Source organism: Priestia sp. P5 (genome assembly GCF_029522155.1).
Classification (GTDB): domain Bacteria; phylum Bacillota; class Bacilli; order Bacillales; family Bacillaceae_H; genus Priestia; species Priestia megaterium_E.
Genome location: NZ_JAKWFJ010000001.1, coordinates 770,972 through 794,062, shown reverse-complemented (window position 1 = coordinate 794,062; position 23,091 = coordinate 770,972). Strand labels below are relative to the sequence as shown.

Here is a 23,091-nt window from a genome sequence, read left to right as displayed (position 1 = left end):
TTGCTTTAACTTTTTGCTTTTAAAACAGCTGCTAGCTTGTTTTTCGTTTGAGGACCATAAATGCCATCTACATCATAAGGAAGATACACAAGCTGAAAACGTCTGACTGCATCTTTCGTTTGAACTCCATATATTCCGTCTACTGACCCTACTTTAAAATTAACCGCGTTTAATGCTCTTTGAAGCTGTTTCACAGCTTCTCCAGAATCGCCTTGTTTTAAAATTCCATTGGGAAGTGGATATTGTTCAGAAGGCGGTGCTGGTGTTGGTGTTGGTGTTGATGAAGTTCCTGAAGGAATAACAATTGTTTTTCCAACCTGTAGTGTTAAAGGATCAGAAAGCCCTGTATTCGCTTCTTGAAGCGCCTGTACTGTTATGTTGTACTTCTGTGCAATACTGTAAAGCGTATCTCCTTGCTTGATCGTATACGTTTTTGTACCCGGTTCAGAAGGTGAAGGATTTGGTGTTGGAGATGGGGATGGATTTGGAACTGCACGACGAGGTAAATTTAAATATACGGCAATTCCTTTTGCATACGATTCACCCATGCTTTTTAAAAAAGCTTCATTTTGAAGAAGTGCTGCATCTGTACTGTTATCAATAAAAGCTATTTCAGTGAGTACTGCGGGCATATTTGTTAAGCGAAGCACCGCATAATTGGCTGATTTTCGACCGCGATTCGGATGATTATACGACAGCAGCGCTGGCTGTACTTGGCCGTGTACAATCGATTGAAACGTTTTACTGGCATTGCTAGCGCTTCTATAAACATAATCTTCGTACCCTGTTCCTCCACCGGCATTTACGTGAATAGACATAAATGCGTCTGCGCCCCACGAATTAGCTTGAGAAGCGCGCTGAGATAACGATAAAAAAACATCTGTGGTACGAGTGGTTTTAATCGTAAAATCACTGTACGTGCTATTTAAATAGCTTATTAAATATTGTTGAATTTTCAAAACTAGGTTTTTTTCATACAATCCATTCGCTCCAACTGCTCCTACGTCTGCCCCACCATGTCCTGCATCGAGATAAATTTTTTTCATATTACTTGTCCCTCCTTATTGCTAACATATGCATGAGGGAAAAAAGTGCTACAGTTACTAGCCTACTTAGTGAAAAATTACTAAAAAAGGAGATTGTGCCATAACGAAACCACTCCAATCTAAAAACGAACAAATGGGACAAGTGCTCTAGTAGGGATTGCTTGTGACACCGCTGTTGATTTCCGTGCAAGACTTCGCTTTCCGCGGGCGGCTGGTGAGCCTCCTCGTCGCTTACGCTCCTGCGGGGTCTCACCTATTCCGCTTTTCCCGCAGGAGTCTTCGCCTGCCCTCCAATCAACAGCTAGAAGCAACTAAATAGATGAAATCTACGTTCACGTTACCAATAAAAAAATCCGCACGATTCATCGTGCGGATCTTCTTCGACCTAACACTTTTGATCTTTATAACGTTAGGACCTATTTAAAAAGCAGAACGCCTATAACAATGAGAATAATCCAAATTGGAATGCTTATTAATATGCCTATTACTAAACCTTTGAAAAAATTTCCTTCTTGCATTTTCATTCCATTCCTCTCCAACAGTATTTTCTAATAACACTACGCCTGGCTGAAAATTCTCTGAAGTTATACTGAAGTGCAGAGTGAACGCATAAACAATCTCTCTATCTGTTATACACTACTTTTACATATAGATTCAATGAGACAAAAAGCTTATCCTTTTTAATTTATATAACCAAATTCTTTCCTGTATCTAACAAAACAATAAAAAGCCTCCCGTAAATTGTACGACAGGCAGCTATACTTGTTTTATGAACAGCTTAGTTCGATATTTAATATACGCATGCAGAATGTTATTCATTTTGAAAAACAAAAAAGTCCGAGAGAACGTATAAACGATCTCTCGGACTTTTAGGAATTAATATTGGCTCATGTATTGGTCACGTTCCCAAGGATGAACTTGTGTACGGAACATATCCCACTCGATTTCTTTCGCTTCAACGAAGTGCTCTGCTAAGTGTTCACCTAATGCAGAAACCATAACTTCGTTTGATTGGAAGCTATCTAAAGCTTGAGCTAATGTTGCAGGTAAATCTACGATACCTTCTTCAACACGCTCTTCTTTTGTCATTACATAGATATTACGATCGATAGGTTTTGGAGCTTCAAGATTGTTCTTGATTCCATCTAAACCAGCTTTTAATAGAACAGCCATTGCTAAATATGGGTTAGCAGCTGGGTCTACGCTACGCACCTCAACACGAGTTCCTACGCCGCGAGAAGCTGGGATACGGATCAATGGGCTACGGTTGCGAGCAGACCATGCAACATAACAAGGAGCCTCATATCCAGGCACTAGACGCTTGTAAGAGTTTACAGTAGGATTTGTTACTGCTGTAAAGCTGTGTGCGTGCTTGATGATACCTGCGATAAATTGACGAGCAGTATCACTTAGCTCTAGATTACCGTTTTCATCATAAAATGCGTTTTGACCATCTTTAAATAATGAAACGTTACAGTGCATACCTGAACCATTCACACCAAATAATGGTTTTGGCATAAATGTAGCATGTAAGCCATGTTTACGTGCAATTGTTTTTACAACAAGTTTGAACGTTTGGATATCATCACAAGCTTTTAATGCAGCAGCATATTTGAAGTCAATCTCGTGTTGTCCAGGAGCTACCTCATGGTGAGATGCTTCAATTTCAAAGCCCATTTCTTCAAGCTCTAATACGATGTCACGACGGCAGTTTTCACCAAGGTCAGTTGGCGCTAAGTCGAAGTAGCCACCTTTGTCATTTAATTCTAATGTAGGTTCGCCTTTTTCGTCTAATTTGAATAAGAAGAACTCTGGCTCAGGTCCAAGGTTAAAATCAGTAAATCCTAACTCTTCCATCTCTTTTAACACACGTTTTAAGTTATTACGTGGATCGCCATCAAACGGAGTTCTATCTGCATTGTAGATGTCACAAATAAAACGTGCTACTTTACCTTTTTCAGATGTCCAAGGGAAAATAACAAATGTATCAATATCCGGGAATAGATACATATCTGATTCTTCAATACGTACAAACCCTTCAATAGAAGAACCGTCAAACATCATTTTGTTGTCTAACGCTTTTTCTAATTGACTTACTGGAATTTCAACGTTTTTAATTGTTCCTAAAATGTCAGTGAACTGAAGACGAATATATTTTACATTCTCTTCTTGAACTTTGCGGAAAATATCTTCTTTTGTGTACTTTGCCATCGTGTGATCCTCCCCTAAATCTCTATATAATATTTATAATCTATACCCCTCATATACGAACGGCATAAATATTGATAACTTTATTAATGAAAGAACCTGGACATATCTCCTTGATTTAAAGTTGCTCGATTAAAACGGCCTGCTTGCATAAGTTCTGCACGAAGCATTTTTCGCAATTCATCGTCCGTTAATTCTGGCTTTGCTGTTGCTGCCACAACTTTTTCTTCTTGCTTATGCCCTTTTTGCTCCTTTTGAAGATGAAACAGCTGTTTTACACCTGCTAAGTTTACACCTTGTTCAATAAGATCACGGATTTCAAGCAGCTTATCAACATCGTTAAATGAGAATAATCGTCGATTTCCCTCTGTTCTTACTGGTGCAACTAATTCATGTTCTTCATAGTAGCGAATTTGGCGAGCCGACAACTCAGTTAACTGCATCACAATTCCAATTGGGAAAAGTGGCGTATTTCTTCGAATGTTGTCACTCATTTCAGTTCCTCCTTTGGATTAACTATTTACATTGTATGCTATGTTAGTTCACCTGTCAACCGAATGTTAGTAATTCTAACATAAATTTTTCTGAACATTTCTTCTATACAAATAAATAGCACTTCGTTTATTTTTATAAGCCTATCTTTTCTTTCTTAGCGGGGAGAAAAATAGTCTTTCTATCTTATATTTTATAAAAGTTCTTTCGTCAGCATTTGATCTACTGCCATACATATTGCTACTTTTACGTGAGCATACGTTAACCCGCCCTGCACGTAAGCGACATATGGAGGCCTGATAGGCCCATCTGCCGTCAGCTCGAGGCTTGCTCCTTGTATAAACGTTCCAGCTGCCATAATTACATCATCTTCGTACCCTGGCATATAAGCAGGATAGGCCGTTACGTGTGAATTAATTGGTGAAGCGAATTGAATAGCCTGACAAAAAGAAATCATTTTATCGCGGTCATCGAACTGCACGGATTGAATTAAATCCGTTCGTTCACTGTTCCACTTCGGTTCACTTTGCATCCCTAGCTCTTCGAACATAGCGGATGAGAAAACCGCTCCTTTTAAGGCTTGACCGACTACGTGCGGCGCCAAGAAAAACCCTTGATACATTTCTTGCAAGCTATACAGCGTCGCTCCAGCTTCTGCACCGATTCCAGGAGTTGTCATTCGGTATGAACAAGCTTCCACTAGATCTTTTCGTCCTGCAATATAGCCGCCGATTTTAGCAAGACCTCCACCAGGGTTCTTAATAAGCGACCCCGCCATCAAATCTGCTCCTACATGCGTTGGCTCGATTGTTTCTACAAATTCACCGTAGCAGTTATCGACAAATACTATAACGTCAGGCTTGATACTCTTTACAAACGAAATCATTTCTTTTATTTGCGCGACTGTAAAAGAAGGACGAATGCCGTAACCTTTTGAGCGCTGAATGCCTATCATCTTTGTATGCTCATGAATAGACGCTTTCACTTCTTCAAAATCCACTTGAACTTGCGCTGTTAAATCTACTGATTTATAGCTAATATTATATTCTTTTAAAGAGCCTACGCCGCTTCCTCGTATACCAACAATTTCTTCAAGGGTGTCATAAGGCTTTCCAGTTATATATAATAGTTCATCTCCAGGACGCAGTACACCAAACAGCGATATGCCAATTGCGTGCGTACCTGAAATAATTTGCGGACGGACCAGGCAAGCTTCTGTTCCAAAAACATCCGCGTATACTTTCTCCAAAGTATCGCGGCCTAGATCGTCATATCCATACCCCGTTGTCGGATTAAAATGTGAATCACTCACTCGATTTTGCTGAAAGCTTTGCAGCACCCGAAATTGATTTGCTTCAATGCGCTCGTCAATTTTCTCATGCACAGGCTTAATTTGTTTTTCTACTTTTACAGCAAGTTCCCGAATGCGTGCCCCGTTTTTTAACTGATCAAACATCATTTCTTTGTTCCTCAACTTTCTTCAAGCATTTGTAGCTTTTTGTAAAGGGGATGCTCTTTTGCAATATACCCTTTGCACTGATACTTCTCAGTTTCTTCATTGAATTTTAACGACTCAACAATAGAGACCGTTTTGAGTTCAGCGAGCATTTTCCCTTCATAAGCCGGCAGCAGCACATGAAAGAACGCCATTTCTTTTTTCATTTCTTCTTGAATTCTTTCCCCAAGCTTCACTAAATCAGCGGATTTAAAAGCGCTCATTGATAACGATGTCGAAGCGGATGGGACAAATAGTTCATGCTGCATATCTTCTTTATTGTAAACTGTCAGCATCGGAATGTCCGTTACGTTCAGCTCTTCTAGTAAGCGATGCACTGTTTTTTCGTGGTTGTTGTAATCTGGATTAGATGAATCTACCACGTGCAGAACAAGGTCAGCTTCGGTTACTTCTTCAAGTGTTGAACGGAACGCGGCTACTAACGTTGTTGGAAGATCTTGAATAAATCCAACCGTATCCGTTAACAGAGCCGTTAATCCTGACGGAAGCGTATACTGTCTTGTCGTTGGATCAAGAGTTGCAAACAGCTGATTTTCTTCAAAAATACCAGCTTCTGTTAAGCGGTTAAAGATCGTCGATTTACCAGCGTTCGTATAGCCCACAATTGCAATTTGATAGACATGATTACGCTTACGTCTTTCTCGATAACGTTCGCGGTGACTTACCACTGTCTTTAGCTGACGCTTAATTTCATCAATTTTACGGCGAATATGTCTGCGGTCACTTTCAAGTTTCGTTTCACCAGGACCTCTTGTTCCAATTCCGCCTCCAAGACGCGACAAAGCGGTACCTTGTCCTACTAACCTAGGTAGCAGATAATTTAATTGAGCAAGTTCCACCTGCATTTTTCCTTCTCGCGTTTGAGCACGCTGTGCGAAGATATCCAAAATCAGCTGCGTGCGATCAATAACACGCGCAGATAACCCTGCTGACAAATTGCGGATTTGACTCGGTGACAATTCATCATTAAATACAATTAAATCAGGCTCTAACTCTTCTTCAAGAGCCACAAGTTCTTCTACTTTCCCTTTTCCAATATAAGTAGCTGGATGAATGCGATCGCGCTTTTGCGTTAACCTTATCAGCACTTCGCCTTTTGCAGTCTCAGTTAAAGATGCTAGCTCATCCATTGAATATTCAAAACGTTCGTCATCGTCATGAAGCTGACATCCGACTAAAATTACGCGTTCAAGTTCAGTATTCATTTCTGCTGTCAAAGATTTTTCCTTCCCTTACTATTAAATTGACAAATCATTCATATCATATCAAAAAAATGTCCATTTCTCCATCTTTGCAAAAGAGACAGAATACATTGTCTTTTACTAGTTTAACACCCTTTTTAAAATCTATAAAACGATGATTAAAAAAACATTGAAATATCACGAAATTCTGTATACAATTTGAGTTGGTTTACTTATCGAAATTTGAATCAGGCTGCCTGATTTTAAAATAATAGTCGCTACTGGGTGAAAACAGAATAAAGGGGATAGCATCATGACTTGGGACGTACTTAGCATTATTGGAACGATTGCCTTTGCAATCAGCGGAGCTTTCATTGCCATGGAAGAGGAGTATGATATTTTAGGCGTTTACATACTGGGAATCGTAACGGCTTTTGGCGGAGGAGCCATTCGAAACCTGCTTATCGGTGTACCGGTGTCTGCCCTTTGGGAACAAGGACTCTTTTTTCAGATTGCTTTATTATCTATCACTGCCACTTTTTTATTTCCAAACAATATCTTAAAACATTGGAAGCGATGGGGAAACTTTTCGGACGCCATTGGCCTTGCAGCATTCGCGATTCAAGGAGCGCTTTATGCCACTCATATGAACCATCCGCTTAGCGCGGTTATTGTAGCTGCGGTCTTAACAGGAAGCGGCGGGGGGATTATTCGAGATTTATTAGCACGCCGAAAGCCTACTGTTCTTAAAGATGAAATTTATGCGGTATGGGCGATTATCGCAGGATTTAGCGTAGGGCTGCATATTACAAACACGCCTGTAGAACTTTATACGTTATTTATCTTACTTGTAGGTCTTCGGATGTGTTCATATATTTACAAATGGCGCCTGCCAATCAAAACGATTCGACAGCCAAATATGTAGAAAAAAAAGCCTTTCATAACGAAAGGCTTTTTTTCACAGCTGAATATCGCTTGACGTTAAAGTTAAAAGCTCGTTGCGCTCAAAGCTTTCTTCTTCTAAAAGCCTCATGGATTGAGTGCGTATGGAACGTTCGATAATGTTTCGCACATATCGACCGTTACTAAAATCCCTGGGCGTCTGATTGTACTTCACGTCCATGAAATGATCTTTTAGCTTTTTATAGGCTTCTGTACTAAACTGATACTGCCTGTCATTCATCATGTGACCCGCAATGTCCATCAGTTCATTTACATCATAATCCGGAAAATCAAAAATAAACGGGAACCTAGAGCGCAGCCCTGGATTAAGACTTAAGAAATTTTCCATTTCTCTTGGATAACCAGCTAAAATCAATACAAACTTATCATTTGAATCTTCCATATGTTTAACCAATGTATCAATCGCTTCTTTTCCAAAATCTTTTTCTCCCCCTCTTGCAAGAGAATAAGCCTCATCGATAAATAAAATACCTCCAAGCGCTTTTTTTACCAGATCTCTCGTTTTCTGAGCTGTATGACCAATGTATTCTCCAACTAAATCTGCCCGCTCTGCTTCAATTAAATGCCCTTTAGACAAGATGTTCATATTCAAAAATAATTTACCTAGCAGGCGGGCTACCGTCGTTTTCCCTGTTCCTGGATTTCCTTTAAACATCATATGCAGCGCCTGCTTTCCCGCTTTTAAGCCCTGTTCCTCTCTTTTTTTGTTAATATATAGCCACGCATATATTTCTTTTATCATTTTTTTCAATTCTTCCATTCCAACCAGTCCGCTCATTTCTCGTTCAATTTCCCGAAGCGGCTCATGATTTATGACAGCTTTTTTGGCAGGACGCGGAATTGATGTCGTATACGATTTTTCCTTTTTTGTTTCATTATTTAAAATGATATTAATTTGCCCATTATTTTTAAGAGTTATCGGCTGTTCCACCATGTTCACCTCTCGTTTCATCCCACTTCTCTGTATCGCATAGCTGCATGCGATGAACGATACGAAGACAATGATCTCTTATTACCGAAGAAATAATCGTCTATTATAAGGTTTATGTTCAATGAGTAAAAACAATGTTAAGAAACTTTTCTAAGCCTTTATTTGCATAAAAAAAGCATCCGAATATGCGGATGCTTCTCTTTAATCTCTATTCAAGTTCTACTGTAATATTTTTATTTGGTACAAATGTCGAAATAGCATGTTTATAAATCAGCTGCTGTTTTCCTTCAGATTCAATTAACACAGTAAAGTTATCAAATCCTTTAATTAGTCCTCTTAATTGAAAACCATTTAAAAGAAATACCGTCACATAGATATTTTCTTTACGTAATTGATTTAAAAATTGGTCTTGAATATTAACTGATTGTTTCATTATTCGGCCTCCTCGTTTCTCTATCTGTTTACTTAATTCGCTTCTTTTTTCAGCTTTCCTGCAATATATGTAAAAATTTCAGCAAACTTTTCGGGAAATTTGTCAACTTCCATCTCTATCCATTTTACAGGCATTTTATTTCGAAACCACGTTAACTGACGCTTTGCATATCTGCGTGAATTTTGTTTCAACTGTTCAACGGCTTCTTCGAGCGTACAGCGTCCTTCAAAATAAGCATACAGCTCTTTATAGCCGATAGCTTGAATTGATTGTACATCATGCAGACCACTTTCGTACAATGATTTGACTTCATCAAGCAGTCCAGCCTGCATCATCATATCGACTCGGTGATTAATTCTCTCATATAATACGTCTCTATCCATTGTAAGTCCAATAATGCTTACGTCATATAATAACTCTTGCGACTGTTCTTTTGTATAGTCACTGAATTTTTTGCCGGTTACTTCATAAACTTCAAGCGCTCGAATTACACGGCGATGGTTATTTTTATGAATAGCAGCCGCACTGTCTGGGTCAATTTCTTTGAGCTTTTCATACAGGGTATCAATGCCATGAGCTTCAATAAATACTTCCATTCGTTCACGAACTTTTTCATCACTAGGAGTTTCTGTGAACTGATAATCATAAATAACGGATTGAATATAAAGACCCGTCCCTCCAACAATCATCGGCATTTTTCCTCTAGCGTGAATATCATCGATTTGTTTTCTTACAATCTCTTGAAATTCTGCCACAGAAAACGACTCATCCGGCTCCTTAATATCGATTAGGTAATGGGGAATACCCTGCATCTCTTCTTCTGACACCTTTGCTGTTCCGATATCCATCCCTTTATAAATTTGCATGGAATCACCTGAAATAATTTCTCCATCTAACTGTTTGGCAAGTTCAATACTCAATTTTGTTTTACCAACCGCAGTTGGTCCAATAATGACAATAAGTTTTGGTTTCTCTCCCGTCATAACAACACTACTTTCATCTATAGGCATTCACATCATTCCATTTTATCCAAATGGCCATGATTTATTCAACAAAACGGCTAGCTGCAGCTAGCCGCATTGCCTACATCACTCGCTTAAACATCTTTTCCATTTCATACGTCGAATGATGAATAATAATTGGTCGTCCGTGCGGACACGTAAATGGATCCGTTGTTTTTCTCAACGTTTCAAGTAAAGCAAAAATCTCATCGTTTCGCAAATGATGATTCGCTTTAATCGATCCTTTACAGCTCATCATAATAGCCGCTTCTTCTCGTAACTTTTCGATATTGACACGTTTCATCGTAAAAATTTGCTGAATCATTTCTTCAATAGTTTCCTGTTCCTCTCCTTTTGGAAACCACTGCGGATGCGAACGAACTATATAGGAGTTTTGTCCAAACGGTTCTAAAAAGACTCCTACTTCAGCAAGCATGTCTTTGTATTCTTCTAAAATCAAGGCTTCATTTCCCGAGAACTCTAGCGTAAGCGGCATAAGCAGTTCTTGAACTTCTGAATCTACTTCTCCAAGCTTTCGCTTAAAATATTCGTACTTAATTCTCTCCTGTGCCGCGTGCTGATCAATAATAAATAATCCTTTTTCATTTTGTGCCAAAATATACGTTCCGTGCATTTGGCCAATTGGATACATCGCAGGAACACGCGGTTCTGGCTGCTCTTTGGCTGAATGGTTTGGTTCTGGAACAGGGGCGTTTCCTTCCACCGATTCTTCATATTGTTCTATTTCTCGAAACGTTGGTTCAAGTTCTTCCTCTTGGCGTATGGCCTCTGTTTTAACAGGAGGCATGATCTCGTCTACACGAGCAGGAGCCTCCTTAAAGCTAGGCTCACGAACCGTATTAGACGGCTGATAGCCAGACGGTTTAGACTGATGATCAAATGTAAAGGTCTGCTGCTCAGTTGGCTGCACAGTTGCTTTTGACTTAGTTGGCACTACAGCATCTGGAATTAACTGCTGCTTTTTAAAAGCAGCTTTCACTCCTTGTTCAATAAGCTCAAACAGCTCCGCTTCTTTACTTAAGCGTACTTCTAGTTTCGCTGGATGAACATTCACGTCCACTAATAAAGGGTCCATTGTAATGGTTAAAAACACAATCGGAAAACGACCGATAGGTAAAAGGGTATGATAGCCCTGCTGCACTGCTTTTAACAACCCGTAGTTTTTAACAAACCGACCGTTAATAATGGTGGACATATAGTTGCGAGAAGCCCTTGTGATTTCAGGAAGAGCGACGTAACCATTCACTTCATAATCAAGTGACTGAACATTAATCGGAATCATTTTTTTGGCTACTGCCATTCCATAAATAGCGGCAAGCACTTGGCGCACATCTCCGCTCCCATTCGTATACAGAAGCTGTCTTCCTTGATGCATCAGCCTAATTGAAACTTCAGGATGAGACATCGCAAGACGATTGACGACATCCGTTACGTTACCAAGCTCCGTATTTACCGTCTTCATATATTTTAAACGTGCAGGTGTGTTAAAAAATAAGTTTTCAATAACAAGTTCGGTACCTTTTCGACTTGACGTTAATTCGTGATGAACGATTTCTCCGCCTCTAAGTTTAAGATGAGTGCCGGCTTCTTCTCCCGTACTCGTTTTGAGTTCAAGCATTGAAACCGAAGCAATACTTGGCAAAGCTTCACCGCGAAATCCTAACGTTCGAATTCGAAATAAATCTTGCTCTGTTTTGATTTTACTTGTCGCATGTCTTTTAAAAGCGGTCAAGCAGTCTTCAGAAGCAATGCCGTCTCCATTATCCAATATACGAATTTTTGAAAGCCCAGCTTCTTCTAGCTCAATTTCAATAACTGTACTGTTTGCATCAATAGCATTTTCGACTAGTTCTTTCACCACCGAAGCAGGTCGTTCAACAACCTCTCCGGCAGCAATTTTATTTGAAAGTTCGTCTGAAAGCTGCACAATTTTACCCACAGACTCACTCCTCTCACTCTATTTCTTCTTTAATGATTTTTGCAGTTCATACATCGCATTCATTGCGTCTAAAGGCGTCATTTCTAAAATATCCAGCTCTTTTAAACGATCTATAATTGCTTTTTCCCGTTTCGAAAGCGCAGGCTTTTCTTTTTTCTCTTCTATTTCAAAGAACGAAAGCTGATTGGCTTCATCTGCTTTTTTATTATCTGCACGTTCTTCTTGAACAAAAGAAGCACCTTCTTGTGGAACTTGTTGTGTCATCTCTTCTCTTTTTGGAGCCTGATGTACAGGTTCACGCTCAGAAGATTGTTCTAAATCGTGTAAGATGACGCGAGCTCGCTCTAGAAGCGGATCTGGAAGTTCCGCTAGTTCCGCTACGTGAATACCATAACTTTTATCTGCGGCACCATCTTTGATTTTGTGTAAAAAGACGACTTTCCCATTTTTTTCAACCGCGCTTACATGAACATTTTTAAGCGCAGGAAGCGACTCATCGAGTACGGTTAATTCATGATAATGAGTAGAAAATAGGGTCTTACAGCCAATATGTTCATGAACGTATTCAATAATTGCTTGAGCAAGAGCCATTCCGTCATACGTAGACGTACCGCGTCCAATTTCATCTAACAGAATTAGACTCGACTGAGTGGCATTTGTCACTGCATTTTTCGTTTCTAGCATCTCGACCATAAACGTACTTTGACCTGAAATTAAGTCATCGGCTGCTCCGATACGTGTAAACACTTGATCAAAAATCGGCAGAACGGCTTCGTCTGCTGGCACAAAACAGCCAATTTGAGCTAATATCGCCGTTAAAGCGACCTGACGCATGTACGTACTTTTACCAGACATATTCGGTCCTGTAATCAGTAAAATTGAACTATCATCCGTCATTTGACAGTCGTTTGGCACATATTCCTGTGAATTCATTACTTTTTCTACTACTGGATGACGTCCATTTTGAATCGAAATATCTTCACTTGAAAAAATAGGCTTCGTGTAATGACGTTCTTCACTGATTTTTGCAAAGCACTGCAGTACGTCAAGCTCACTTACTTTTTTAGCGAGTTCTTGCAGCCTTGGAATATATGCTTTTACTTCTTCACGAATTTGTAAAAACAATTCATATTCCAGCTCTACAATTTTCTCTTCCGCTTCTAAAATCAGCGCTTCTTTTTCTTTCAGCTCAGGCGTAATAAAACGTTCTGCATTGGTTAACGTCTGTTTTCGTTCATACATTCCTTCAGGCAAAAGATGCAGATTTGCCCGCGTTACTTCTATATAATAGCCGAACACGCGATTATAACCAATTTTCAGTGAGCGAATCCCGGTTTTCTCACGCTCTTGCTGTTCAAGTGACGCAATCCACGTTTTTCCGTTTCGGCTTGCATCTCGGTATTGATCAAGCTGTTCATGATAGCCGTCATTAATAATGTCTCCTTCTTTAATTGACAAAGGAGGGTGCTCTTTTAATCCTCTTTCAAGAAGATTAGCTAATCGCTCACAAGGATCAATGTCTTCAACAAGCTTTGTGGCATAAGGATGATTCAAACGATTCACAACCTCTTGAATATGAGGCACATTTTGTAATGATTTTTTTAATTGAATTAAATCACGAGCATTTACATTACCAAAAGCTACTCGACCAGCTAAGCGTTCTAAATCATATACGTCTTTTAACAACTCACGCAGTTCTTCTCGTTCAAAAAACTGTTTCATTAAGACATCTACCATATTCAAACGATTATCAATATCCGCTTGTTTTAAAAGTGGACGGTCAATCCAATTTTTTAATAAACGGCCGCCCATTGCCGTAACGGTCTGATCTAATAACCATAGAAGCGAGCCTTTCTTTCCTTTTGAACGAATTGTTTCGGTTAACTCTAAGTTTCGCTTAGAGAACAAATCAATTTTCATATATTCATTGATTTGATAAAACTGCACGGGCTGTAAATGTTCAAGCGAACGCTTCTGCGTGCGAGTTAAATACTGAAGAATACGCGCAAACGTTGTAATAAGCTTTTGCTGCTGAAGCGACTCTACTAAATAATCTAGCCCTTCTACTTGCTCTGTACTATTCTCATAAGAAATTGTAATCGTCATGCGCTCTTTTAGTGTTTGTAATAAGTCAGCAGGAAACTCAGAGCTTACAACGACTTCTTTTGCTTCTTTTGCATAAATCTCTGAGACGATATCGTGAAACGAACTAACAAGCGTTACGCTGTTTTCTCCTGTAGACAAATCAGAAAGAGCAAGACCAAACGTTTGATCCTCGAACGCAGTAACAGAACAAATATAGTTATTTTCCTTTTCATGCAGTCCGCGTTCGTTCATCAGTGTTCCGGGTGAAATCACCTGCACCACTTCTCGCTTTACAACCCCTTTTGCATGCTTAGGGTCTTCTACTTGCTCACAAATAGCTACTTTAAATCCCTTTTCAATTAAACGCTCGATATACGTAGGAGCAGAGTGATACGGAACCCCACACATCGGAATTCTCTCTTGTCCTCCTCCGTCTCGACTTGTTAATGTTATTTCAAGTTCTTGAGAAGCTGTCGTAGCATCTTCAAAGAACATTTCATAAAAATCACCTAATCTAAAAAATAAAAAGGCATCTTGATACTCTGCCTTAATTCTCAAATATTGCTGTATCATTGGCGTATACGCTGCCATACTATTCCTCCATACCACATCTAGTTGTGCGTTTTTGCTACACGTATTATAACATAAGTCTTTCTTAAACTTAATTTATTCAAATAGAACAATCTTCAATTTCTTTTTATAAAACAAATAAAAAAGCTTCGGACGAAGGAAGAAGCTTGTCCGAAGCTTTTCATTATTTACTGCTGTTCAAATGACTATGCTTACGTCCGTATAAGAAGTAAACCACTAGCCCTAGTACAAGCCAAATTACGAAACTAATCCATGTTAATTTTGGAAGCTGAAGTGCTAAGTATAAACAGAACACAAAAGCTAAAATTGGAATAACCGGCACGAACGGTACGCGGAAACCAGTCGATTCTGAAGTTTGTTTTGATTTACGTAAATATAAAATTCCAATTGATACGGTCATGAAAGCAAAAAGAGTACCGATGTTTGTTAACTCTGCTAATCTTCCTAATGGTACTAAACCAGAGAAGATGGATACTAGTAAACATGTAATCCACGTATTTACTACTGGCGTTTGTTTTTTCTCACTGATTTTTGAAAAAGGCTTCGGCAATAGACCATCTCGACTAATCGCATAAAATAAACGAGTTTGTCCATACATCATAACGAGTAATACCGTTGTAATACCAACAATTGCGCCTAATGAAATAAAACCTGCTACCCAATCTTGATTAATGTAGCTTAAAGCAAATGCTACAGGGTTTTTAACATTTAATTCTGTATAAGGTACGATTCCTGTTAAGATAAGCGATACGACGATATAAAGGACTGTACAAATCGCAAGTGATGCGATGATTCCGATTGGCATATCCCGCTGAGGCTTACGTACTTCCTCGGCCGCTGTTGCTACAGCATCAAACCCAATGTAGGCGAAGAATACAGTTGCTGCTCCTGTCGCTACTCCCGAGAAACCAAACGGCATAAAAGGCGTCCAGTTTTCTGGTTTAACATAGCTAACTCCTACCCCGATAAACAGAAGTACAACAGCCAGTTTAATAATAACCATGATAGCATTAAAACGTGAAGATTTTTTTACTCCTTGCGTTAAAAGTAATGTGATTAAAAACACGATCATAATTGCTGGAATATCAATATACGTGCCGTTTGCAGGATTATATGCACTTGTTAAAGCTTTTGGAAAATGTATGCCAAACCCTGCTAACAATCCTTGGAAATATCCCGACCATCCGCTGGCTACAGCAGAAGAAGCAAGACCGTATTCCAAGATAAGATCCCATCCTAAAATCCAAGCGATTAATTCACCAAATGTTGCATAACTGTAAGTGTATGCACTTCCTGAAACGGGAACTGTTGAGGCAAATTCTGCATAACAAAGAGCTGCAAATACACACGCAAGTCCTGACATAATGAAAGATATAACTAAAGCTGGACCGGCATGTTCAGCGGCGGCTACGCCCGTCAATACAAAAATTCCGGTTCCGATAATGGCACCAATTCCTAACATCGTTAAATCGAAAGCGCCTAAATCCTTTTTTAATTTAACACCTTTAGAGTTGGTTTCACTAATTAACGTTTGAATTGATTTTTTACGAAATAAGCTCATAGTAAACCCCCAAAATACTTATCTGATATAACTAAATTTTCTGAAAATTAATGCATTAATTTCTTTAGATTTACTATACACTGCGCATTCGACAAAAAGCAATATATTTTTTTAATTTTATAAGAATTTTCTTAAAATAATAAAAATAAAAAAACTAGGAAGAACTTCTTCCTAGTTACTCATCGTCTCCTAATATAAAATCAGGATCCAAATCTTCAAATTCATCGTCATCTACGTCTAAATCAAACTCGTCTTCATCATCGCAGCCTTTCGGATTTACGGCAACACAAACCTTGGTTTCGCCAATCACTTCCGCCAACAATTCTCTCTCTACTTGAACAATCGTTTTATTGCCATTTGGTGAAATTGTGCACTCTAGGCAATTTGGCTGCTGCAGCACGCGAACAATTACTTCGTAATCGTCTCCAATCGAATCTTCGTCTTTATAGCGCAGCTTAATATTATCTTTGTATGATACGGTTTCCGTCCAAACTTCGGTTTTTGTATTATTATTGTACGAATACCAGATGTTAATATCATATCTGCCGTCAACTTCTACATTGCTGCCGCTTTTCTTTGCTTTGTACTCATGGTTAATCACCCAGCACCCTAAGATGCTTGTTGGTCGATTTTTCGGTGCAAGCGTATGAGACGATTGTGTAAACTTGCGACCTTTACCTACGACTGCTTTTGTAATAATTTCTCTATAGTGTTGTGACATGTGAGCATACCCTCCTCAAACTATCTTCATTTCATCCTATGCAGGCTCATTCACTTGTTTGCACATTATTTTTAAGAAACTAGGTTTAAGGCATAAAAAACCTATGTTCCATTGTATGCAAGGATATAGAAAAACGTGACAATTATTAGAGAGAAAATCTGCCCAATTTTCATGCCATGAGATGCACAAAAAAATGCCTCAGCAAATTGCTGAGGCATTTTTTCTTTATGAGCAGCTAGATCCAGGGCTGTTTCGCACCTGTGAACCTGTTTCACCGCGTAGTAAATCACCATCTGTTGACACAATAATTTCATCGGTTACTGTGGTTGAAATAGTGTTAGCAACAAGTTGAAGCAAATCATTCACGTTTATTTGAGACTCTTGAAACTGCTGAATAATCGGCAGTTCATCCAGCTCTTCCTGTAAACGATCGATTTTTGCCTCCACTTGTTTTAACGCTTCTGTCTTACCATAATGTTGGAAATTAACAGCTTGTTTTTGCAAACTTTTAATGCTCGCAATAGTTTCACGCACTTTTTGATTTTCGTTAAGCTGAGCTTCGGCACGCTTGAAGAAATCTACTTCTTCCGTTTCAGCAATCATTTTTGCCAGCTCTTGAGCACGTTTAATTACGTCACTCTTGTTATACTGCGCCATATTACTTCACCTCTGCTGTTTCTTCTACCATTTCCCCGTTTAATGTCCATGTTTTGGCTTTTGTAACTTTTACTTTTACAAGTTGCCCAATCACTGACTTAGGTGCTTTGAAGTTTACAAGCTTACTTTTTTCCGTGTAGCCTGCTAATACTTCCGGATTATTTTTACTTTCACCTTCTACTAATACTTCGACAACTTTACCTTCATATTCCTTCAATTTCTTTGCAGAAATTTCATTTACAAGAGCATTTAATCGCTGAAGACGCTCTTTTTTCACTTCCATTGGTACGTTGTCTTGCATCTTAGCAGCCGGAGTACCTTCACGAGGTGAGTAAATAAACGTGTACGCACTATCAAATTCAACCTCACGATATAGTGACATTGTTTCTTCAAACTGCTCATCCGTTTCATTTGGGAAACCAACAATAATATCAGTTGTTAATGATGCCGTTGGAATGGCTTCTTTAATTTTACGAACAAGCTCTAAATAATGTTCACGAGAATATTTTCGTGCCATAATTTTTAAGATGTCGCTGCTTCCTGATTGCACAGGTAAGTGAATGTGGTCGACAAGATTTCCGCCTTTAGCTAGAACTTCAATTAAACGGTCATCAAAGTCGCGAGGATGACTTGTTGTAAAACGGATACGGGCAACGTCGATTTTACGGATTTCGTCCATTAAGTCGCCTAGGCCGTACGTGATGTCTTCAAAATCTTTTCCGTATGCATTAACATTTTGACCTAAAAGCGTAATTTCTTTGTAGCCTTGAGCAGCTAAATGACGTACTTCTTGGATAATGTCTTCTGGACGGCGGCTTCGTTCTTTTCCTCGCGTATACGGAACGATACAGTACGTACAGAACTTGTCACAGCCGTACATGATGTTAACCCATGCTTTGACGCTGCCTTTACGTGCTCTTGGAAGGTTTTCAATAACATCCCCTTCTTTAGACCATACTTCAATTACCATTTCTTTTGCTAAGTATGCTTCATTTAGAATGTGAGGCAAACGGTGAATGTTATGTGTACCAAAAATCATATCCACGTGCTGATGTTTTTGTAAAATTTTATTTACAACTGACTCTTCTTGAGACATACATCCGCAGACGCCGATTAATAATTCAGGGCGCTCGCGCTTCAAGGCCTTCAAGTGTCCTAATTCACCAAACACTTTATTTTCCGCATTTTCACGGATTGCACACGTATTCAATAAAATAACATGAGCATCTTCAACAGAGTCAGTTGGCTCGTAGCCAAGGCCTAGAAAAATACCAGCCATTACTTCTGTATCGTGCTCATTCATTTGACAGCCGTACGTACGGATATAAAACTTGCGTCCCTGTCCCATTCCGTGAAACTGTTCATCGATTGCAAAATCATTGTGATAGGAAACTTCTTCTTTTCCTCGTTTTTTCGCATCTTTTAAAGAAGGTGGCATGTATACTGTTTGAAAATATTTGCTGTAATCCTTTTCGGATTTTTTGTCCGCTGGATTAACTTGGTTGCTTTCTAAACGTTGTTTTTCATTCATAAAAAAATCTCCTTTCGCCATGACAATTGTCACGTTGCACCTGTAAATCGCAAAAAAATGTGACAACTTTATGCTTATGCATAAAACTCATCACATTAACATAGTATATAACTTTCAAGTAGCGAACACAATCATATACCTATTTTCTATACCTATCACTATGAAAAAATCCGAACGAGCTGGATTCTCCATTAAGAATCTCAGTTCACCGTTCGGATTTTCCCTCTACTAAACTGCTTTTATTGCAGCCTCTTTTACATAAATTCAGCTACTAGCTCATCAAACTTTTCCTCAGTCATACCTAAGTCTGCTTTTGACAGCGGCTCTTCACTATAACCGTGAACAAGCTGCTGATACGACGGCTGATGCGCATTTTGATAAATAAGCCCTGTTACTAAGCCGTTATGCTCCATTAACGTCTGCATAGCTTGCATACGATTGTTTGCATCATAACCTTCAATTGTGCTAAGACTAGTTAGATTTTCTTTAAACCAATCATACGTGTTCACTTTATTATACGTTACGCACGGGCTAAATACGTTAATTAAAGAAAAACCTTTATGCTGAATGCCTTGTTCAATTAAGCTTGTTAACTCTTTTAAATTCGTTGAAAAGCTTTGTGCCACAAACGTTGCTCCAGAAGTTAACGCCAGCTCCATGACAGATAAAGACGACTCGATTGATCCTTCAGGCGTACTTTTTGTCTTGAATCCTACTTCACTGCGAGGAGATGTTTGTCCTTTTGTTAAACCATAGATTTGGTTATCCATTACGATATACGTTACATCGATGTTTCGGCGAATCGCATGTACCGTGTGTCCCATACCGATAGCAAACCCATCTCCATCGCCCCCAGATGCGATAACGGTTAAGTCACGATTAGCCATTTTTACACCTTGAGCGATTGGAAGCGCACGTCCGTGAATACCGTGAAAACCATATGAATTAATATAACCAGAGATACGTCCAGAACATCCAATACCTGAAATAACAGCAAGCTCATGAGGTTCTAAACCTACGTTAGCAGATGCGCGTTGAATGGCTGCTTGTACGGAGAAATCTCCACACCCCGGACACCAGTTAGGTTTTACACTGTTACGAAAATCTTTAAACGTTGCCATTTAACACAAACATCTCCTTACTTTTTGCGTATACTTCTTGCGGAAGAAATGGATTTCCATCATACTTCAATACGCTTTGAATTTTATCATGACTTGCAATATTCATTTTTAAAATATTAGCAAGCTGTCCAGTAGCATTGTTTTCAACGACGACTACTTTTTTAGCTCCTTGCACGTAAGGAAGCAGTTCGTCAGCTGGGAAAGGATGAATTAAACGAATATGAGCGTGATTTACTTTTATACCGTCCTGTTCCAAACGTTCCATTGCCTCTTCAATAACTCCACGCGTCGAATTAAATCCAACAAATAAAATATCAGACTCTTTTTCATGAGAGTGAACATGAATTGGCGTATTAAAACGAATTCCTTTTGTTTTACGAAGACGCTTATTCATTTGATCATCGCGGTTCACCGGAGATTCAGATGGCTTTCCTGTCTCATCATGTTCTACTCCCGTCACGTGATGAATGCCATGCTTCATTCCAGGAATGACGCGTGGTGATACGCCGTCTTCTGTTACGCGGTAGCGCTTGTAGTACTGTTTTTCTTCCAGCTCTTCTAGCTCTCCTTGCTGAAGCTTACCGCGGCGGATTTCAACGCGGTTATAGTCAAGCGGTTCTACTGATTGCTTCCCAAGTGAAAGCTGTAAATCCGTTAGCATAATAACTGGACACTGATATTCTTCTGCTAAGTTAAACGCTTCAATCGTATCGTAGAATGCTTCTTCAACCGTACTTGGCGCCATGACGATCTTCGGAATTTCACCATGAGTACCGTAAATCATGGCCATTAAATCAGACTGTTCTTGCTTAGTTGGAAGCCCTGTACTTGGACCGCCGCGCTGCGTATCGATAATCACAACAGGTTGCTCAGTGATTCCCGCTAATCCAATCGACTCCATCATTAATGATAGACCAGGTCCAGCTGATGCTGTCAGCGCACGTACGCCTGCATAGTTAGCTCCGATAGCCATCGTACATGCTGCGATTTCATCTTCTGTTTGAATAACGGTTCCACCAAATTGAGGAAGCTTTTTAATTAAGTATTCCATGATTTCTGAAGCAGGGGTAATTGGATATGCTGGCATAAAACGAGCCCCACCGGCTAAAGCACCTAGCGCAATCGCATCGTTTCCAATCATAAACATACGTTTTTTACCATCCGCTGGATCTAGTTTCATTGTTTCTAATTGTTCGCCTAGCTGTTCACGAATGTAATCTGCACCTTTTTTAATAGCTTCCATGTTTTTTTGTACAACTTTTTGGCCCTTTTTACCGAAGATTTCAAGCACTACTTCTTCAAATACTTCTGTGTCAATATGAAGCACAGCACTTGAAGCGCCAACAGCAACCATGTTCTTCATTAGCGACGTTCCTAATTCCGTTGCAATTTCCGTAAACGGAACAGCATATAGCGTAGCAGTTGTACATGTTTCGGGCAGACTTGGGTTGAATTTCGCATCTGCAATTACAACGCCTCCTACGCGCAGCTCATGGACGTTTACATCGATTGTTTCCTGATCGAACGCAACTAAAATATCCAAATCATCTGACACAGATCGAACCTGAGTTGTACTCACTCGAATCTTATTATTTGTATGTCCACCTTTGATACGAGAAGAAAAATGACGATAGCCGTATAAGTAATAACCTAATCGATTTAAAGCGGTTGAAAAGATTTCTCCCGTACTTTCGATTCCCTCACCCTGCTGTCCGCCAACTTTCCATGAAAGTTGCTGTACCATAAATCAACGCCACTCCTTTAATTGCTCTTAATATAGAAATCTATTTTATTGATAAAAACTGAAAAAGGTAAATTAGCAAACGATTTCATTTGCTTCTGCATTTCACGAACCAAAATCATTCGCAAAACTCCCACAGCACCTTGTCGCTGTGCAGGATACGTTTCTGCTTGAGCAGCTCCATAATCCGTTTTCAATTTTATTCCGATTGCCAGAAAAATGCAACCCTTTCCATTGAATTCTCAATCGTTTTAATTATATTTATATTTAATGAATAAGATGAAGTTTTTTAATGATCTTTTCTGCTTTCACATGAGGCATTAGTATATAAATAACTTGTATAAAAAAGAGCTTTTCCAAGAAGAAAAAGCTCTTTTTTTATTAGCTGCATACACGATCAGCAAAGTTTTGAAACAGAAAACGTTTTACCTGCTCCTCAGTGTAATGCTTAAGGAGTTCTTCGATTAAATTCGTATACTGTTCATATCTTCCGAGACGATGAACCGTTTTGTCAATGCCGTCAAAGTCAGAGCCAAAACCAACGGAGTATTCGCCTCCTCTTTCACACATGTAATCAAGATGACGAATCACATCCGCTATTTGTGCTTTGGCAGAACTCGTTAAAAATTCAGGGACAAACGTAATGCCAATCACGCCGTTTCGCTTTATTAAAGCATGAATTTGATCGTCTCTTAAATTCCGGGGATGAGAACACAATACGTGTGAATTGGAATGAGTAGCCACTACATATTGCGCTAGCTCAATCACATCCCAAAAACCTCTTACCGATAAATGAGAGACATCCGTCCACACTTTATGTTCATTATTCAATTCAACAACTTCTCTTCCAAAAGAAGATAACCCCGCGCCTCGAGATTCTAAAATACCGTCACACACAGCATTGCTGTAATTCCATGTCAAACCTACTGAACGTACACCCAGTGAAAAAAGCGTCTTTAAGCGAACTAAACTTGTATCAATGGCATCGCACCCTTCAAGCGTCAGCATTGCTCCTATTTCACCTTTTTTCAAGCTATCTATATCGCGCTTTGAACGAACCCATTTTACACCGGGAAGCGATAAAATATGACTCTGAAACAGCTGGATCATTTCTAACGCAACATCAAAGCGCTGAGCTGCCGGAACCGCTTCTGGAATATAAATAGCAAATAGCTGAACTTTCCCTTTTGCTTTCTTTATTCCTTCTAACGTAACATGCAGCGCTGAATCATATGTAAAAGATAAACGTTTATTTAACCAGAGCTTCATCAATACATCACAATGAGCATCAAATATCACAACCCACACCCCTTTAACTCTATACAAAAAGGACCTGTTTGGCTTCTATGCTT

At 39.3% G+C, this 23,091-nt stretch carries 20 protein-coding genes; 1 reads left to right on the top strand and 19 read right to left on the bottom strand.

The features are described from left to right. Positions 1-5: 5 nt before the first annotated feature. The 6 genes from MMB69_RS04050 to hflX all read right to left on the bottom strand — a co-directional run bounded on the left by MMB69_RS04050 (position 6) and on the right by hflX (position 6,479). Positions 6-1,046, bottom strand: coding sequence for an N-acetylmuramoyl-L-alanine amidase (locus tag MMB69_RS04050; protein WP_277447227.1), 1,041 nt, complete (start codon positions 1,044-1,046; stop codon positions 6-8). Between the two features lie 119 nt (positions 1,047-1,165). Then, positions 1,166-1,357 (bottom strand): hypothetical protein, encoded by a 192-nt coding sequence (locus tag MMB69_RS04045; RefSeq protein ID WP_221784420.1) that lies wholly within the window; start codon positions 1,355-1,357, stop codon positions 1,166-1,168. Positions 1,358-1,922: 565 nt separating this feature from the next. Continuing rightward, complete coding sequence (gene glnA, locus MMB69_RS04040) at positions 1,923-3,257, bottom strand: type I glutamate--ammonia ligase (RefSeq protein WP_013084732.1); 1,335 nt, start codon at positions 3,255-3,257, stop codon at positions 1,923-1,925. An 83-nt stretch (positions 3,258-3,340) separates the two neighbouring features. Beyond that, entirely contained in the window at positions 3,341-3,748 is a 408-nt protein-coding gene (locus MMB69_RS04035) for a MerR family transcriptional regulator (RefSeq protein ID WP_013058786.1), read from the bottom strand. Between the two features lie 191 nt (positions 3,749-3,939). After that, positions 3,940-5,202, bottom strand: coding sequence for a methionine gamma-lyase family protein (locus MMB69_RS04030; RefSeq protein ID WP_277448042.1), 1,263 nt, complete (start codon positions 5,200-5,202; stop codon positions 3,940-3,942). Positions 5,203-5,216: 14 nt separating this feature from the next. Then, on the bottom strand, positions 5,217-6,479 hold the full coding sequence (hflX, locus tag MMB69_RS04025) for a GTPase HflX (protein WP_481861855.1): 1,263 nt from the start codon (positions 6,477-6,479) through the stop codon (positions 5,217-5,219). 277 nt (positions 6,480-6,756) lie between these two features. Here hflX and MMB69_RS04020 point away from each other — a divergent pair, with 277 nt between their 5' ends. After that, positions 6,757-7,368, top strand: coding sequence for a trimeric intracellular cation channel family protein (locus tag MMB69_RS04020; RefSeq protein ID WP_013058789.1), 612 nt, complete (start codon positions 6,757-6,759; stop codon positions 7,366-7,368). Between the two features lie 33 nt (positions 7,369-7,401). Here MMB69_RS04020 and spoVK read toward each other — a convergent pair whose 3' ends face one another. The 13 genes from spoVK to MMB69_RS03955 form a co-directional block, all read right to left on the bottom strand. Further along, the gene (gene spoVK, locus MMB69_RS04015; RefSeq protein ID WP_016765353.1) at positions 7,402-8,358 is read right to left on the bottom strand and encodes a stage V sporulation protein K; all 957 of its coding nucleotides are present in this window, start codon (positions 8,356-8,358) and stop codon (positions 7,402-7,404) included. A gap of 187 nt (positions 8,359-8,545) precedes the next feature. Beyond that, the gene (gene hfq, locus MMB69_RS04010) at positions 8,546-8,770 is read right to left on the bottom strand and encodes an RNA chaperone Hfq (RefSeq protein ID WP_013058791.1); all 225 of its coding nucleotides are present in this window, start codon (positions 8,768-8,770) and stop codon (positions 8,546-8,548) included. A gap of 32 nt (positions 8,771-8,802) precedes the next feature. Beyond that, entirely contained in the window at positions 8,803-9,753 is a 951-nt protein-coding gene (gene miaA, locus MMB69_RS04005; protein ID WP_269870427.1) for a tRNA (adenosine(37)-N6)-dimethylallyltransferase MiaA, read from the bottom strand. Between the two features lie 100 nt (positions 9,754-9,853). Beyond that, the gene (gene mutL, locus MMB69_RS04000) at positions 9,854-11,731 is read right to left on the bottom strand and encodes a DNA mismatch repair endonuclease MutL (RefSeq protein WP_277447226.1); all 1,878 of its coding nucleotides are present in this window, start codon (positions 11,729-11,731) and stop codon (positions 9,854-9,856) included. An 18-nt stretch (positions 11,732-11,749) separates the two neighbouring features. Then, entirely contained in the window at positions 11,750-14,407 is a 2,658-nt protein-coding gene (gene mutS / locus MMB69_RS03995) for a DNA mismatch repair protein MutS (RefSeq protein WP_277447225.1), read from the bottom strand. 163 nt (positions 14,408-14,570) lie between these two features. Next, positions 14,571-15,968, bottom strand: a complete 1,398-nt coding sequence (gene bcaP / locus MMB69_RS03990) for a branched-chain amino acid transporter BcaP (RefSeq protein ID WP_013084740.1) — start codon at positions 15,966-15,968, stop codon at positions 14,571-14,573. Positions 15,969-16,143: 175 nt separating this feature from the next. Then, positions 16,144-16,689, bottom strand: coding sequence for an outer spore coat protein CotE (locus MMB69_RS03985; protein ID WP_013058796.1), 546 nt, complete (start codon positions 16,687-16,689; stop codon positions 16,144-16,146). A 225-nt stretch (positions 16,690-16,914) separates the two neighbouring features. After that, positions 16,915-17,346, bottom strand: a complete 432-nt coding sequence (locus tag MMB69_RS03980; RefSeq protein WP_057273930.1) for a YlbF/YmcA family competence regulator — start codon at positions 17,344-17,346, stop codon at positions 16,915-16,917. A gap of 1 nt (position 17,347) precedes the next feature. Continuing rightward, a complete protein-coding gene (miaB, locus tag MMB69_RS03975; RefSeq protein WP_013084741.1) occupies positions 17,348-18,877 on the bottom strand; it encodes a tRNA (N6-isopentenyl adenosine(37)-C2)-methylthiotransferase MiaB in 1,530 nt (509 codons plus the stop codon). Between the two features lie 254 nt (positions 18,878-19,131). Next, entirely contained in the window at positions 19,132-19,998 is an 867-nt protein-coding gene (locus tag MMB69_RS03970) for a 2-oxoacid:ferredoxin oxidoreductase subunit beta (protein WP_013058799.1), read from the bottom strand. Beyond that, positions 19,985-21,742, bottom strand: a complete 1,758-nt coding sequence (locus MMB69_RS03965; protein ID WP_013058800.1) for a 2-oxoacid:acceptor oxidoreductase subunit alpha — start codon at positions 21,740-21,742, stop codon at positions 19,985-19,987. The genes MMB69_RS03970 and MMB69_RS03965 overlap by 14 nt, the downstream gene beginning before the upstream one ends. Positions 21,743-21,759: 17 nt before the next feature. After that, positions 21,760-21,936: a hypothetical protein gene (locus MMB69_RS03960; protein WP_221784422.1), complete on the bottom strand. Its 177-nt coding sequence runs from the start codon at positions 21,934-21,936 to the stop codon at positions 21,760-21,762. A 184-nt stretch (positions 21,937-22,120) separates the two neighbouring features. Next, positions 22,121-23,038, bottom strand: coding sequence for a dipeptidase (locus MMB69_RS03955; RefSeq protein WP_277447223.1), 918 nt, complete (start codon positions 23,036-23,038; stop codon positions 22,121-22,123). Between the last annotated feature and the right edge of the window lie 53 nt (positions 23,039-23,091).

Coding starts and splice junctions, on each gene's coding strand:
- MMB69_RS04050 (WP_277447227.1), bottom strand. CDS start 1,046: ATGAAAAAAATTTATCTCGATGCAGGACATGGTGGGGCAGACGTAGGA.
- glnA (WP_013084732.1), bottom strand. CDS start 3,257: ATGGCAAAGTACACAAAAGAAGATATTTTCCGCAAAGTTCAAGAAGAG.
- MMB69_RS04035 (WP_013058786.1), bottom strand. CDS start 3,748: ATGAGTGACAACATTCGAAGAAATACGCCACTTTTCCCAATTGGAATT.
- MMB69_RS04030 (WP_277448042.1), bottom strand. CDS start 5,202: ATGTTTGATCAGTTAAAAAACGGGGCACGCATTCGGGAACTTGCTGTA.
- MMB69_RS04020 (WP_013058789.1), top strand. CDS start 6,757: ATGACTTGGGACGTACTTAGCATTATTGGAACGATTGCCTTTGCAATC.
- spoVK (WP_016765353.1), bottom strand. CDS start 8,358: ATGAAACGAGAGGTGAACATGGTGGAACAGCCGATAACTCTTAAAAAT.
- hfq (WP_013058791.1), bottom strand. CDS start 8,770: ATGAAACAATCAGTTAATATTCAAGACCAATTTTTAAATCAATTACGT.
- miaA (WP_269870427.1), bottom strand. CDS start 9,753: ATGACGGGAGAGAAACCAAAACTTATTGTCATTATTGGACCAACTGCG.
- mutS (WP_277447225.1), bottom strand. CDS start 14,407: ATGGCAGCGTATACGCCAATGATACAGCAATATTTGAGAATTAAGGCA.
- bcaP (WP_013084740.1), bottom strand. CDS start 15,968: ATGAGCTTATTTCGTAAAAAATCAATTCAAACGTTAATTAGTGAAACC.
- MMB69_RS03985 (WP_013058796.1), bottom strand. CDS start 16,689: ATGTCACAACACTATAGAGAAATTATTACAAAAGCAGTCGTAGGTAAA.
- MMB69_RS03980 (WP_057273930.1), bottom strand. CDS start 17,346: ATGGCGCAGTATAACAAGAGTGACGTAATTAAACGTGCTCAAGAGCTG.
- miaB (WP_013084741.1), bottom strand. CDS start 18,877: ATGAATGAAAAACAACGTTTAGAAAGCAACCAAGTTAATCCAGCGGAC.
- MMB69_RS03970 (WP_013058799.1), bottom strand. CDS start 19,998: ATGGCAACGTTTAAAGATTTTCGTAACAGTGTAAAACCTAACTGGTGT.
- MMB69_RS03965 (WP_013058800.1), bottom strand. CDS start 21,742: ATGGTACAGCAACTTTCATGGAAAGTTGGCGGACAGCAGGGTGAGGGA.